Origin of the sequence: uncultured Aliivibrio sp., assembly GCF_946479765.1 — a bacterium.
In the GTDB taxonomy this organism is placed as follows: Bacteria; Pseudomonadota; Gammaproteobacteria; order Enterobacterales; family Vibrionaceae; genus Aliivibrio.
In genome coordinates this window covers 47,022-61,398 of sequence record NZ_CAMLHO010000017.1, presented here as the reverse complement: position 1 = coordinate 61,398, position 14,377 = coordinate 47,022, and the positions used below count along the sequence as shown (strand labels likewise).

The 14,377-nt window shown below is 39.8% G+C and carries 19 protein-coding genes; 12 read left to right on the top strand and 7 right to left on the bottom strand.

The window, feature by feature from the left end; all coding sequences use genetic code 11:
- Nucleotides 1-10: 10 nt before the first annotated feature.
- The 6 genes from ibaG to mlaF are packed head-to-tail and all read right to left on the bottom strand — an operon-like array spanning nt 11 to nt 3,334.
- Nucleotides 11-268, bottom strand: coding sequence for a BolA family iron metabolism protein IbaG (gene ibaG, locus Q1K78_RS08605; protein ID WP_122036590.1), 258 nt, complete (start codon nt 266-268; stop codon nt 11-13).
- Nucleotides 268-588, bottom strand: coding sequence for a lipid asymmetry maintenance protein MlaB (locus Q1K78_RS08600; protein ID WP_300176862.1), 321 nt, complete (start codon nt 586-588; stop codon nt 268-270). Before Q1K78_RS08600 ends, ibaG begins: the two co-directional genes overlap by 1 nt.
- Nucleotides 588-1,229 carry a phospholipid-binding protein MlaC gene (mlaC, locus tag Q1K78_RS08595; protein WP_300176859.1) on the bottom strand — a complete coding sequence of 214 codons (642 nt, stop codon included), beginning with the start codon at nt 1,227-1,229 and terminating at the stop codon, nt 588-590. The genes Q1K78_RS08600 and mlaC overlap by 1 nt, the downstream gene beginning before the upstream one ends.
- Nucleotides 1,229-1,723, bottom strand: coding sequence for an outer membrane lipid asymmetry maintenance protein MlaD (gene mlaD / locus Q1K78_RS08590; protein WP_300176856.1), 495 nt, complete (start codon nt 1,721-1,723; stop codon nt 1,229-1,231). Before mlaD ends, mlaC begins: the two co-directional genes overlap by 1 nt.
- A gap of 2 nt (nt 1,724-1,725) precedes the next feature.
- Nucleotides 1,726-2,520, bottom strand: coding sequence for a lipid asymmetry maintenance ABC transporter permease subunit MlaE (gene mlaE / locus Q1K78_RS08585; protein WP_300176853.1), 795 nt, complete (start codon nt 2,518-2,520; stop codon nt 1,726-1,728).
- Complete coding sequence (gene mlaF / locus Q1K78_RS08580; protein ID WP_300176850.1) at nt 2,513-3,334, bottom strand: phospholipid ABC transporter ATP-binding protein MlaF; 822 nt, start codon at nt 3,332-3,334, stop codon at nt 2,513-2,515. The genes mlaE and mlaF overlap by 8 nt, the downstream gene beginning before the upstream one ends.
- 181 nt (nt 3,335-3,515) lie before the next feature.
- On the opposite strand from mlaF, the gene Q1K78_RS08575 reads away from it, so the two are divergent.
- The 12 genes from Q1K78_RS08575 to mgtE all read left to right on the top strand — a co-directional run bounded on the left by Q1K78_RS08575 (nt 3,516) and on the right by mgtE (nt 12,897).
- The gene (locus Q1K78_RS08575) at nt 3,516-4,484 is read left to right on the top strand and encodes a calcium/sodium antiporter (protein WP_300176847.1); all 969 of its coding nucleotides are present in this window, start codon (nt 3,516-3,518) and stop codon (nt 4,482-4,484) included.
- 199 nt (nt 4,485-4,683) lie between these two features.
- A complete protein-coding gene (gene kdsD, locus Q1K78_RS08570) occupies nt 4,684-5,658 on the top strand; it encodes an arabinose-5-phosphate isomerase KdsD (RefSeq protein ID WP_300176844.1) in 975 nt (324 codons plus the stop codon).
- The gene (kdsC, locus tag Q1K78_RS08565; protein ID WP_300176841.1) at nt 5,658-6,218 is read left to right on the top strand and encodes a 3-deoxy-manno-octulosonate-8-phosphatase KdsC; all 561 of its coding nucleotides are present in this window, start codon (nt 5,658-5,660) and stop codon (nt 6,216-6,218) included. Before kdsD ends, kdsC begins: the two co-directional genes overlap by 1 nt.
- On the top strand, nt 6,215-6,778 hold the full coding sequence (gene lptC, locus Q1K78_RS08560) for an LPS export ABC transporter periplasmic protein LptC (protein WP_300176838.1): 564 nt from the start codon (nt 6,215-6,217) through the stop codon (nt 6,776-6,778). Before kdsC ends, lptC begins: the two co-directional genes overlap by 4 nt.
- On the top strand, nt 6,759-7,256 hold the full coding sequence (lptA, locus tag Q1K78_RS08555) for a lipopolysaccharide transport periplasmic protein LptA (RefSeq protein WP_300176835.1): 498 nt from the start codon (nt 6,759-6,761) through the stop codon (nt 7,254-7,256). The genes lptC and lptA overlap by 20 nt, the downstream gene beginning before the upstream one ends.
- 2 nt (nt 7,257-7,258) lie before the next feature.
- On the top strand, nt 7,259-7,984 hold the full coding sequence (lptB, locus tag Q1K78_RS08550) for an LPS export ABC transporter ATP-binding protein (protein ID WP_300176832.1): 726 nt from the start codon (nt 7,259-7,261) through the stop codon (nt 7,982-7,984).
- 30 nt (nt 7,985-8,014) lie between these two features.
- Nucleotides 8,015-9,484 carry an RNA polymerase factor sigma-54 gene (locus tag Q1K78_RS08545; protein ID WP_300176829.1) on the top strand — a complete coding sequence of 490 codons (1,470 nt, stop codon included), beginning with the start codon at nt 8,015-8,017 and terminating at the stop codon, nt 9,482-9,484.
- 19 nt (nt 9,485-9,503) lie between these two features.
- The gene (hpf, locus tag Q1K78_RS08540) at nt 9,504-9,791 is read left to right on the top strand and encodes a ribosome hibernation promoting factor (protein WP_300176826.1); all 288 of its coding nucleotides are present in this window, start codon (nt 9,504-9,506) and stop codon (nt 9,789-9,791) included.
- Between the two features lies 1 nt (nt 9,792).
- Nucleotides 9,793-10,239, top strand: coding sequence for a PTS IIA-like nitrogen regulatory protein PtsN (ptsN, locus tag Q1K78_RS08535; protein ID WP_300176823.1), 447 nt, complete (start codon nt 9,793-9,795; stop codon nt 10,237-10,239).
- A gap of 16 nt (nt 10,240-10,255) precedes the next feature.
- Entirely contained in the window at nt 10,256-11,110 is an 855-nt protein-coding gene (gene rapZ / locus Q1K78_RS08530; protein ID WP_300176820.1) for an RNase adapter RapZ, read from the top strand.
- Between the two features lie 2 nt (nt 11,111-11,112).
- Nucleotides 11,113-11,391: an HPr family phosphocarrier protein gene (locus Q1K78_RS08525; protein ID WP_300176817.1), complete on the top strand. Its 279-nt coding sequence runs from the start codon at nt 11,113-11,115 to the stop codon at nt 11,389-11,391.
- A 150-nt stretch (nt 11,392-11,541) separates the two neighbouring features.
- Complete coding sequence (gene mgtE, locus Q1K78_RS08520) at nt 11,542-12,897, top strand: magnesium transporter (protein ID WP_300176814.1); 1,356 nt, start codon at nt 11,542-11,544, stop codon at nt 12,895-12,897.
- A gap of 90 nt (nt 12,898-12,987) precedes the next feature.
- Here mgtE and pmbA read toward each other — a convergent pair whose 3' ends face one another.
- Nucleotides 12,988-14,331 (bottom strand): metalloprotease PmbA, encoded by a 1,344-nt coding sequence (gene pmbA / locus Q1K78_RS08515; RefSeq protein ID WP_300176811.1) that lies wholly within the window; start codon nt 14,329-14,331, stop codon nt 12,988-12,990.
- Between the last annotated feature and the right edge of the window lie 46 nt (nt 14,332-14,377).

Sequence of the window (14,377 nt, the reverse complement as noted above, 5' to 3'; positions counted from 1 at the left end):
AAAGGACCTCTTAGAATAAGCTATTTAATTTTTTATCACGTGCCCACTCTTCGGGAGTAAACGCTTTTATTGATAGAGCGTGAATGGTATTTGTTGAGATGTGTTCCATCAAAGGTCCGTAGATGGTTTGTTGCTTTTTAACTCGGCTCATTCCATTGAACGATTCATCCACAGCAATAACTTCAAAATGGCTTCCTTCACCTTTAACGTGAATCTCTTGAAGTTGAAGTGCTGCGTCTAATAATTCTTTAATCTCGGCGCTTTCCATTACTCTACCTTTTGCGTTATTAAATGATCAGCAAATAATGATTCCACATTACTTAATTGAATTAAAGTAATGAGCTGATCAGGGACGAAAGTAAGCATTATATGACAGTTTTGTTTTTTTGCATGCTCTATTAGATGTAAAAGTAACACAACACCTGCCGAGTCAATACGATTAACGTGAGCTAAGTCTACCTTTACTTGTGCAACTTTAGGTTTCCATTCTGTCAATTTATTCCAAATATTAGGCACAGTCTCACGATCAAGCACCCCATTTAAATGAATTTCATCCGCTTTCGCTTCACATAAATCCATTATTGACATTATTTACTCCCTTCTAAGCGAATAGGTTGCTTCGCTAAAGAGGCTAATTCTTTACTTACTGAACTGATGCCTTCTTTACGAATTTTCCCATTCCACTCCGATTGTTTAGTAGATAAAAGGCTAACACCCTCAGCGACCATATCAAACGCTTGCCACTCTTCCGTTTTCTTATTTTTACGTAATTTAAAATCAACTTTTACCGTTGGACGAGCAGAGTCTAAAATATCCACTCGCACACTAATAATCTTTTTCCCTTTAGGGATAGCCTTCGCTTTCTCTAACGTGATTTCTTGATCCGTATATAACGTTAATACTTGTGCATACGAAGCCACTAAATATTCACGAAATGCTACCACAAACTCAGCTCTTTCTTCCGCTGACGTTTTCTTTAGATGTGTTCCCAGTAATTTGTAAGCCGCATATTTCACGTTTACATAGGGCATCAACTCTTCATTAACAATCGTTTTTAATATATTTGGGTTTGATTGAATGGCGCTTTGCTCTGCTTTTAGACGTGCGAAAGTCACTTCAGATACCTGAGCCATCATTTCATATGGCTTAGTTTTATCTATATTTTCAGCTTTCACTCCTACTGAAAGTAGAGTGACTAACGCCATAAAAATACCTAACCATGCTTTCATTACTCCTCCTCACTTTTATCTGACGAATCACCGCCTATGCTATACAAGACTTGTCCGATCATATCTTCTAATACAAGTGCCGATTTGGTGTCTTCAATATAATCACCATCGCCAAGCATATCGATATCTTCATCAATAAATCCAGGGACAATTCCAATGTATTGCTCGCCAATTAAACCAGAAGTCAAAATCTGTGCCGATGATGTTTCAGGAAAAGCGCCAAACTGCTTATCAATTTCCATGCTAACAATGGGTAAATACGTGTCGGTATCTAACGTAATGCCTTCTACGCGTCCAACCACAACACCACCAACCTTAATTGGAGAGCGTGATTTTAAACTACCAATATTATTAAACTGCGCATTTAAAGTGTAATACTCACCACTACCACCACTACGAACATCCGCAACTTTAAGTAATAACATCAATAGTGCAGCCATTCCTGCTAAAACAAAAAGCCCAACAAAAAACTCTACTTTACGTGTCTGTTGCATAATTAATTCCCAAACATCAGTGCTGTCAGCACAAAATCAATACCTAATACCGCCAGTGACGAATGCACTACCGTTCGTGTTGTGGCCAATGAGATCCCCTCAGAGGTCGGCGTTGCATCGTAGCCATTAAATAATGCAATCCAAGTTACGATAAAGGCGAACACTACGCATTTAATAATGCTATTTACGATGTCATAACGCACATCAACCGATGACTGCATTAATGACCAAAAACTACCATAATCAATGCCTTTCCATTCAACACCGACAATCTGACCGCCCCAAATCCCAACGGCCATAAAGATCATAGCTAATAATGGCATTGAGATAATACCAGCCCATAAACGTGGGGCAATAATTCGACGTAAGGGATCAACCGCCATCATTTCCATACCAGAAAGTTGCTCGGTTGTTTTCATTAATCCAATTTCAGCGGTTAGCGCAGAGCCCGCTCGCCCTGCAAATAATAGTGCGGTGACGACAGGCCCAAGTTCTCGTAATAATGATAATGAGACTAACTGCCCCAAACTGGTTTCAGCACCATAATCCACCAGAATAATGTAGCCTTGAAGGCTAATCACCATGCCAATAAATAGACCAGAAACCACAATGATAACTAAAGAACGAACACCCACTGAATACAGTTGAGTCAGTAATAATGGGAACATCTTTACTGGTTGAGGCTTTGCAACAATAGCGCCGAGTAACATAAAAGTGGCTCGCCCAAGCACTTCACAAACCGATAAGGCTCGCTTACCAAGTTGCTCAATTGACGAAATAAGTGAAAAATTACTCATGAGAAAACAACGCCTCATTTAATGGTTTTGCTGGAAAACGAAAAGGAACAGGACCATCAGAACGCCCGTCCAAGAACTGACGAACTTGAGGATCTGGATTATCTTCTAGCTCTTGTGGTGATCCTTGAGCAATGATCTGCCCATTTGCTAATAAGTAGACATGATCAGCAATGCTCATCACTTCAGGGACATCATGTGATACCACGACAGAAGTTAGACCTAAAGCGTCATTTAAGTTACGTATTAAATCAACTAAAACCCCCATTGTAATAGGGTCTTGGCCAACAAAAGGTTCATCGTACATGATGAGGGCAGGATCCAAAGCAATGGCTCGAGCCAATGCTGCACGACGTGCCATTCCCCCCGACAGCTCACTTGGCATTAAGTCTGCTGCGCCACGCAAGCCCACCGCTTCAAGCTTTAACAATACGAGTGTTCGAATAAATTCTTCTGATAATTTTGTATGCTCTCGTAGTGGAAAAGCCACGTTATCAAACACATTCATATCAGTAAAAAGAGCACCAGATTGAAATAACATGCCCATTTTCTTGCGTGCTAAATACAGATCTTTACGGCCTAATTTAGGAATATTCCACTCTTCAAAATGAATATTTCCAGACTCTGGAGGAATTTGCCCACCAATTAATCTCAAAAGTGTGGTTTTACCTATACCAGATGGCCCCATAATCGCGGTTATTTTACCTTTTGGTACTGATAAACTGATGTTATCAAAAATAACTCGATCACCTCGTTTAAAGGTTAAGTTTTCGACTTTTATTAAGGCTGTATTTGTGTCGATATCATTATTTTTCATCAAAAAACCTTCCTAGCAATATAATGATAAGTATACGTTAACTTATCAATCAAACTTATGTTTTTTAACATTCTTTAGAATATCCGCCACCAAAGCTGCCTTTTTTCTTTCCTTTTAGTAAGAGAAGCGTCAAAATTAATGATTAACTATAAAAACATCTTCTACAAAAGGAAATTAACACATGACAGAGCTGCTCATGCCAACTCTACTTCTTATCGTTGGACTCTCTCTACTTGTTTGGGGTGCCGATAAACTGGTATTTGGTTCTGCCGCGTTAGCGAGAAACTACGGTATTTCCCCATTAGTCATCGGTATGACGATACTAGCAATGGGGTCATCAGCACCTGAAATGATGGTTTCTGCTGCCGCTGCACTTGATGGCAAAACAGACACCGCAGTAGGAAACGTCATTGGGTCAAACATCGCTAATATTGCGTTAATTTTAGGTATTACCGCCTTAATTAAGCCTCTTGCTATTAGCTCAGGTATTATCCGCCGCGAATTACCATTAATGCTCATTGTTACTTTATTGGCAGGCGGCATAATGTACAATAATTACCTTGGATTTAATGAAGGTTTATTATTAATCGCTCTTTTTGTGGCTTTCATTATCGCTATGCTTTACATAAGCAAAAGTGAACAAAAAAATGGTGACATTCTACTTGAGGAACAAGAATCAGAAATACCAGAAGGCGTAGCCAATCGTAAAGCGCTCTTCTGGGTTGTTGTCGGATTAATCTTACTTCCTCTAGGTGCTAATATGCTGATCGATAACGCCGTCGTTATTGCAAAACACTTTGGTATGAGTGATCTCGTTATCGGTTTAACTATTATTGCTTTAGGTACTAGCCTTCCTGAACTTGCCGCTTCAGTAGCCGGTGTTTTAAAAGGTGAAGACGATATGGCTGCTGGTAATATTATTGGCTCGAATGTGTTCAACATTCTAGCGGTAATGGGTATTCCAGCACTGATTAACCCATCAGCAATAAGTCCAGATTTAATGAACCGCGACTTCTACGTAATGTTGGGGGTTTCGATTTTATTACTGCTTATGGCGTTAGGTAAAAGTCGCAGTATTAATCGAATTGAAGGTGGTATTTTAGTCACCTGTTTCTTAGTTTACCAAGGTTACCTTTTCTACACGATGTAACCCCTCACGCAACTCCTTTAATTGCAGATAGGTCAGATTTACCCTTTTATGAGTAAATGACCTATCTGTTTTTTCTACTCCTTCCCCTCATTCGACAGCACTCCTTCTTGAACTACCTCTGGTATATGGCATAATAATTGTATACGCTACTCATCTAGCTCATGCATCTGCTATAAACCAAAATTAAGGTGGTAACCCGATGGCAACTCAGTTTGATTTCTGCAAAGCAGGAAAAAATGTTCTTCAAATTGAAATAAATGCACTCATCCAGTTGAATAACTATATTAATGATGATTTTGCTAAAGCATGCCAATTAATGTTGGAATGTAAGCGTAAAGTGGTTGTTATGGGAATGGGGAAATCGGGACACATTGGTAAAAAGATTGCAGCGACATTAGCAAGTACAGGCACCCCTTCTTTCTTTGTGCATCCTGGTGAAGCAAGTCATGGTGATCTAGGCATGATAGAGAAAGGTGATGTCGTTATCGCCATCTCAAACTCTGGTGAATCCGGTGAAATTTTAGCTTTACTGCCTGTAATTAAACGCCTTGGTATTACCCTTATCACCATGACAGGTAAACCTGAATCAAGCATGGCTAAAGTGGCTGATGTAAACCTACAAATTACCGTCCCTCAAGAAGCCTGCCCTTTAGGCTTAGCTCCTACATCAAGCACAACGGCAACGCTAGCAATGGGAGATGCATTTGCTGTCGCCCTTTTACAAGCAAGAGGCTTTACCGCTGATGACTTTGCACTGTCTCATCCTGGCGGTGCATTAGGTCGAAAATTACTGCTATTATTATCAGACATCATGCACAAAGATGATGAACTGCCAATGGTAACTAAAGACGCGCTTATAAAAACCGCATTGCTTGAAGTGTCTGAAAAAGGTCTTGGAATGACGGCGATTGTTGATCACGAACAAAAAGTCATTGGTATTTTTACTGATGGTGATTTACGTCGTTTATTGGATAATAGAGTTGATATTCATACTCAGACCATTGGTGAAGTTATGACACATTCGCCAGCAGTTTCTAACCCTCATTTATTAGCGGTTGAAGGTCTGAATTTAATGCAAGATAAGAAAATTAATGGCTTACTACTGTGTGATGAAAATAATCGCTTAGTTGGTGCGCTAAATATGCATGACTTACTAAAAGCAGGGGTAATGTAATGACAACCAAATTCATTCCAACACTCTACGGTAATGTTGAAGAGTCTATATTCACTATTGCAAAAAACATCAAACTTTTGATTTGCGATGTCGATGGTGTATTTTCTGATGGCCTAGTTTATATGGGCAATGACGGTGAAGAACTAAAAACATTCCACACTCGTGATGGCTACGGCGTTAAATCGTTAATGTCAGCAGGTGTTGAGATTGCTATTATCACAGGTCGTAACTCTAAGATTGTAGAAAACCGTATGACAGCACTTGGTATTAAACTGATTTACCAAGGACAAGACAATAAACTACAAGCATATCAAGATATTTTAACTAAACTCAATATAGCACCTGAGCACACAGGCTATATTGGTGACGATCTTATTGATTGGCCAGTAATGGAAAAAGTTGCCTTAAAAGTGTGTGTTGCCGATGGACATCCACTTTTGGTGCAACGCGCAAATTATGTCACCACCATTAAAGGTGGATATGGTGCAGTTCGTGAGGTCAGTGACCTGATCCTAGAAGCAAAAGGTGAACTAGAGCAGCACAAAGGTTTAAGTATATGACCTTGAAACATCTTTTCATGGCAATATTATTGATGATCTCCAGTTGGTCAGGGTATTACTTGTATTATGAGTACACTCAAAATGACTCACAAATCATTACTGATCAGCAAGTTCCTGTATTTACAGGTAGAAATACCAGCAATAATAACTATGATGAAAGTGGTGTTCGAAATTACCAAATAAATGCAAAAGCACTCAAGCGCTTTGCTCAAACAGGCGAGACCAATTTTACTACCCCTCACCTTTTTGTCTTTAAAGATGGTAAAACAAAAGAGTGGGAAATAATTTCTGATGTTGGTGTTTTAAATAAGAAGCATGTTCTTTATTTAAGCGGTAATGTCATTGTCAAAAATTTACTGCCAGACGCGGCTTTTGAAACCATGACAACGGACAGTTTAACAATAGAACTCACTACAAAAGATTTTATGACCGAAGATGTCGTCAATCTTGTTGGCCCAACGTTTGAAACCACTGGCGTAGGTATGAAAGGTAACTTTACTAGTCAACAAACGACCCTATTAGAGAATGTACAAGGTATCTATGAAGCTTTCACAAATTAGTCTACTTGCTGGCTTACTATTTAGCTCTCCAAGCTGGGCACTAAGCAGCGATACAGAACAACCAATTCACATCAATTCAGATTCACAAAACTTTGATATGCAAAGTAATCAAGTGACTTTTCTGGGTGATGTTACTTTAAAGCAAGGCAGCATTAAAATTTTTGCTGATAAGCTTGTCGTTATTCGACCTCAGGGGCAAGAAGGGCGTGAAATTTTAGAAGCATATGGTAAGCCAGCTCGCTTTAGCCAACTTACTGATGATGGTAAGACTCTTAAAGGCAAAGCAGATAAATTGCGCTATGAGCTAGAAAAAGAATTTCTAAAAATGACAGACAATGCTGAATTAACTCAAGACGACAGTATTATTCAAGGAAAAGTCATCACTTATAATATGCAAACCCAAAAACTGATTGCTGATGGTGGTAAAAATGAACGCGTTACAACTATCCTTCAGCCTAGCCAATTGAATAAAAAATAATTATGGCCATTTTAGAAGCAAAAAATCTCGCAAAAACATACGGCAGCCGTAAAGTGGTTTCCGATGTAAGCCTGACCGTTGAGTCAGGCAAAATTGTCGGTCTATTAGGACCAAATGGCGCAGGTAAAACTACCTCTTTCTATATGATCGTAGGATTAGTTTCTCGAGATGAAGGATCCATCACTATTGATGGGGTTGATATCTCACTACAACCGATGCACAACCGTTCAAAAATGGGGATTGGTTACTTACCACAAGAAGCCTCTATTTTTAGAAAATTATCTGTATTTGATAACATCATGGCGGTACTTCAAACTCGTAAAAATTTATCAAAAGCAGAACGCTTAGATAAACTTGAAGAGTTATTGGATGAATTTAATATTCAGCATATCCGTAACAGTAATGGTATGGCACTTTCTGGTGGCGAACGTCGTCGAGTAGAAATTGCACGAGCGTTAGCTGCAAATCCAAAATTCATTCTACTTGATGAACCTTTTGCCGGAGTTGACCCTATTTCTGTTATCGATATCAAAAAAATCATTCAACATTTAAGAGATCGTGGTTTAGGTGTATTAATTACAGACCATAACGTTCGTGAAACTCTGGATGTATGTGAGCATGCCTATATCGTGAGTCAAGGTCGCATGATTGCCAATGGCACTCCTGAACACGTATTGAATGACGAGCACGTTAAACGTGTTTATCTTGGTGATCAATTTAAGTTGTAATCTATATCTATATAAAGGTATCGCTAAATAATGAAAGCATCTCTTCAGCTAAAAATGGGCCAGCAGCTTGCAATGACTCCACAGTTGCAGCAAGCCATTCGATTACTTCAATTATCGACACTTGACCTGCAGCAAGAGATCCAAGAAGCGCTCGACTCTAATCCTCTTCTTGATGTAGAAGAAGAGCCATTAAACACGCCTGAAAGTTTATTATCTCCAGAACCAACACCAGAAAAAGAAAGCGCAAGCGCAGACCAAGAAGCATCGATCACCGACAGTTGCGATGTAATTGATAGCAATAATATTTCTGAAGAGCTAGAAATGGATGCAAGCTGGGATGACGTGTATAGCGCTAACAGTGGTAGCACAGGACTCGCTATTGATGATGATACGCCACTATACCAAGGTGAAACCACCGAAAGTCTTCAAGATTACTTAGTATGGCAATCGGATTTAACGCCATTCAGCGACATCGACCGAACCATAGCTATAACTATTATTGAGTCATTAGATGACAATGGTTACCTTACTATTAACCTTGATGAGGTATTAGAAAGCATCGGTAATGATGAAGTGGAAATGGACGAAGTCGAAGCCGTATTGAAACGAATTCAACAATTCGATCCCTTAGGCGTTGCTTCTCGTGATCTTGCTGAATGCTTAATGCTACAACTAGCGACCTACCCCGCAGACACTCCGTGGCTACCTGAAACCTGCTTGATTTTAACCAAGCATATTAATTTATTAGGTAATCGTGACTACCGACAGCTGGCAAAAGAGACTAAGCTTAAAGAAAGTGACTTAAAACAAGTCATGACGCTTATTCAGGAACTTAATCCTAGACCGGGTAATCGTGTCATTGATACCAATACAGAGTATGTAATTCCAGATGTTTCCGTCTTTAAACATAATGGAAAATGGGTAGTTACCATTAACCCAGATAGTGTGCCTCGCTTAAAAGTTAATGCAGAGTATGCCGCATTAGGTAAAGGCCTAGGCAACAGTCCTGATGGACAATTTATTCGAACCAATTTGCAGGACGCAAAATGGTTAATTAAGAGTTTAGAGAGCAGAAACGAGACACTGCTCAAAGTTGCACGCTGTATAGTTGAACATCAACAAGATTTCTTCGAATATGGTGAAGAAGCGATGAAACCAATGGTACTTAATGACATCGCTTTAGATGTAGAAATGCACGAATCCACCATATCTCGTGTAACTACTCAAAAATTCATGCATACCCCTCGTGGTATTTTTGAATTAAAATATTTCTTTTCTAGTCATGTTAGTACGGATACTGGGGGAGAATGTTCATCCACAGCAATCCGAGCACTAGTGAAAAAATTGGTCGCGGCTGAAAATCAAGCCAAACCATTAAGTGATAGTAAAATCGCCACTTTATTAGCTGAACAAGGGATCCAAGTTGCACGACGTACCATAGCTAAGTATCGTGAATCTTTGGGTATTTCCCCGTCGAATCAGCGTAAGCGTTTACTTTAATTAACAGAAAGGAAGTGTTATGCAAATAAACATCACAGGTCAAAACGTCGAACTAACCGATAGCCTTAGTGAGTATGTCGATACTAAATTCCAAAAGCTGGATCGTTTTTTTGAACATATTAATAATGTCCATGTAGTACTAAAATTAGAAAAAGTATTACATATAGCCGAAGCAACACTTCATGTAAATCAAGGTGACATACACGCCCATTCTGACGCAGAAGATATGTATGCAGCCATTGATGGTTTAGTGGACAAACTTGTCCGCCAACTTAATAAACATAAAGAAAAACTAAGTAGTCATTAACATGCAATTAAGCACCATTCTTTCATTGGATTGCACTAGAAGTGCAGTCCAATGCACAAGCAAAAAACGCGCATTAGAACTTATTAGTGAAATTGCAGCACCCAAAATTGGGCAAAACCCTCAAGAACTATTTGAAAGCTTATTAAACCGAGAAAAAATGGGTAGTACCGGGATCGGTAATGGTATTGCCATTCCTCACGGTCGTATTTTTAATTGTGACAACGCTGTTGCCGTCTTGCTTCAATGCCAAGAACCGATTGAGTTTGATTCAATAGATAATCGCCCTGTCGATATTCTTTTTGCTCTATTAGTTCCTGATGAACAATGTAAATTACACTTAAAAACACTTTCTTGCGTTGCTGAGAAGCTCAATGATAAACACGTCTTACGTCAACTTCGCCATGCCGAAAACGACCAAGATTTATATCAAATTTTCACATCTGAATAAACGCTAAGGTCGCATAATGAAACTCATGGTAGTTAGTGGCAACTCTGGCGCAGGTAAATCTGTTGCGCTGCGAGTATTAGAAGATTTAGGCTATTATTGTGTCGATAATCTGCCTATTGATCTTCTCGCTCAATTTGTCGAGTCTATCCAACACAGTAGTCAAAATGTAGCAGTTAGTGTTGATATACGAAACCTACCTAAAGACCCGTCATTATTAAAAAACACGTTAGCCGAGATCAAAAAATCTCATGACGTGACTGTTGTCTTTTTAGACGCAGAAGATAAAGAACTCATCAAGCGATACAGTGAAACTCGCCGCTTACATCCCCTCTCTTTAATTGGTGAACAGTGTTCTTTAGAGCAAGCCGTTGCTTTAGAAAAAACCATCTTAGGCGACTTTAAAGAAGAAGCCGATTTAGTTCTCGATACCACCACCAAATCAATTCATGATTTAAGTGAAACCTTACGGTCTCGAATTCTCGGCCGAGGATCAAAAGAATTAGTCATGGTATTTGAATCGTTTGGATTCAAACATGGTTTACCAACCGATGCCGACTATGTGTTTGATGTCCGTTTCTTACCTAATCCACATTGGGAACCAAGCCTACGACCGATGACAGGGTTAGATAAACCAGTAGCTGACTTCTTAGCAAAACACGATGATGTTATTAAATTAAAAGAGCAGATCCAAGATTTCCTAACCACTTGGCTTCCTGCATTAGAAAAAAACAATCGCAGTTACTTAACCGTAGCTATTGGTTGTACCGGTGGACAGCACCGCTCTGTTTATATTACTCAACAACTTGGGGAATACTTTACACAGCAAGGCCAACAAGTTCAGATCCGCCATAAGACTCTAGAGAGACGCTAAGTATGCCAATTTCATCTCGTCACCTACTGATAAAAAACCGCCTTGGTTTACACGCAAGAGCTGCGATCAAATTAGTTGAAATGGCACAGAGCTTTGATGCGGTAATAACCCTTACTAATGACGAGAATAAACAAGCCACTGCTGATGGTGTAATGGGCTTACTGATGCTTGATTCTGCGCAAGGTCAATATGTTGATGTCTCAGCTAATGGCCCTGATGCTGAGCAAGCTCTTAATGCTATTTGCGATCTTATTGAAGCGGGTTTTGACGAAGATGAATGAGTTATTATTTATAACATCAATAGTTTGACCTAATCCTTACAAAATTCACTTATCGTCTCCTCTAAATTACGTTACTATTCAGCCTATTATCTAATCTAGATTATCTATACTCATAATTCGAGTTAAAACTGGTATTAAATGGGGGAGAGCATGCAAGAGCTACAAGATTTCGATCAAACCCATCAAACTCTTCAAGAAGTATCTAATGCGCTTGATAGTGGGATGTTTGTCCATGTACGTCGTTTATTACAAGACATGGAACCCGAGGATATTGCCCATCTATTAGAAGCATCACCCAGAAAAATCCGTAATGTATTATGGCAACTGACCGATCCTGAAGATTACGGTGAAATACTTGACGAACTGTCTGAAGATGTTAAAGATGGTATCGTCTCTAGAATGGCTCCAGAAAGCATTGTAGAAGCAACCGAAGGCATGGAGACAGATGATGTCGCTTATGTTCTTCGTAGCTTGCCTGGTGACCTTTCACGTGAAGTATTAAGTCAAATGGACACGGTCGATCGATTCCGTGTTGAAACCGCACTATCTTACCCAGAAGATACCGCTGGCGGTATGATGAATACCGATTTCATCACCATTCGTGCTGATGTTGAAATTGACGTGGTACTGCGTTATTTACGCATGAAAGGTGACCTTCCAGAATCAACCGATGCCCTGTATGTTCTTGATGAAGAAAGTCGTTTAATCGGTCATTTGTCATTAACGACATTGCTTACCACTCAACAAGACATTTTAGTTAGTGATGTCATGGACGATGCCGATGAAGCCATCCCAGTAAATACTGATGATGGTGAAGTTGCAAACCTATTTGAACGTCGTAATTGGATTTCTGCTCCTGTCGTGGATGAAAACCATTTACTTCTAGGTCGTATTACCATTGATGATGTGGTCGATGTTATCCGAGAAGATGCCGAACACTCAATGATGAGTATGGCTGGTATGGATGACGAAGAAGATACCTTTGCACCCGTTGTAAAATCAGCTCGTCGCCGTAGTGTATGGCTAGGTATGAATGTATTAGCCGCACTTGCTGCTGCATCGGTTTCTAATATGTTCGAAGCAACATTAGCGCAAATGGCATCTATTGCTGTGTTAATGACTATCGTCCCTTCAATGGGTGGGGTTGCAGGTAACCAAACCGTTGCCCTAGTGATCCGTGGTTTAGCCGTCGGTCATATCGGTGACAGTAACCAAAAAGAATTATTACTCAAAGAAGCTGGAATTGGTCTACTAAATGGTATTTTGTGGGCCTCTATCATTGGCGGTATCGTCATGGTTTGGAAAGGTGACATAATGCTTGGAGCCATCATTTCAGCAGCAATGCTTGTTAACTTAACCATTGCTGGAATCGCAGGGGTAACTATCCCTCTAATTCTAAAGAAAATGAATATTGACCCTGCATTAGCAGGTGGAATGGCGTTAACAACCATCACTGATATTATCGGCCTATTTGCGTTCTTAGGCCTTGCTACTGTTTTAATGTAATACCTAAAAATAACGTATTAAAAAGCGCGCTATCATTGAATGACAGCGCGCTTTTTTGTATCACTTTTGTTTATATAGTTTTAGACGATATTATTGACCTGCAATCTTCATCGATTCAATTAAGATAGAACCCGTTTGAATTTGTGAACGCGTTTCAACATCACTGCCTACTGCAATAATGTTTTGGTACATCTCAGCTAAATTGCCCGCAATGGTAATCTCTGACACAGGGTATTGGATCTCACCGTTCTCAACCCAAAAACCTGCAGCACCACGAGAGTAATCACCAGTAACCGTATTTACGCCTTGTCCCATCAACTCAGTAACTAAAAGCCCTGTATCCATGATGTTTAGCATCTGTTCGAAACTTTGACCTGTTGATTTAACAAACCAGTTATGAATACCACCCGCATGGCCTGTTGGTGTCATATTCAATTTACGAGCAGCGTAGCTTGTTAGTAAGTAGGTTGCTAATACACCATCGGTAATAATTTCACGATCCTGTGTGTATAACCCTTCACTGTCAAATGGGCTACTTGCTAACCCTTTCAAGATATGTGGACGCTCACTAACATTAAACCATTCAGGTAAAATCTTTTCGTTTAACTTATCAAGCATAAAGGTTGATTTACGATAAAGATTCGCACCACTAATAGCCATCACAAGGTGCCCCATCAAACCTGTAGCTACATCAGCAGCAAACATAACGGGAACTCTCATAGTGTTTAATTTTTTAGCATCTAAACGGCTCACAGTACGTTCAGCGGCGTCTAGACCAACTTTTTTAGCGTCCCATAAGTCATCACGGTGGCGAGCAACGGTATAACTATAGTCACGCTCCATATTACCGTTTTTATCAACACCAATGACACTACAGCTAATACTGTGACGACTTGATGGGTAGCTCGCTAACATGCCGTGGCTGTTACCGTAAACCTTGATACCATAATGACTGTCATAACTTGCACCATCACTCTGTTTAATCGAAGAATGATACGCTAATGCCGCTTGTTCAGCTTCAATCGCTTTCTGTGCCGCATAGTCAGGCTCTGGATCATCAGGGTGAAACAAATCTAAATCAGGAATATTTTTCGCCATTAATTCTTTTGGCGCAGGTCCAGAAAATGGGTCTTCAGACGTATAATTTGCGATATCTAAAGCCGCGGCAACGGTCTGCTGAATCGCTTTATCACTTAAATCAGATGTCGATGCACTGCCTTTACGATGGCCACGATAAACCGTAATTCCTAGTGCGCCATCACGATTAAACTCAACGTTTTCAACCTCTCCCATCAAAGTAGATACGCTGATACCTGTTGTTTTTGTAATCGCGACTTCTGCTGCACTTGCGTGTTGTGTTGCCATTTCTAACGCTTTGGCTACTGCGGCTTCAAGTTCTATTTTTTGATTCATCATTTGGGCTTTTGCATCCATAACATCTGACTGAATATAAACATTTTTACTAGAATAACACTCTATG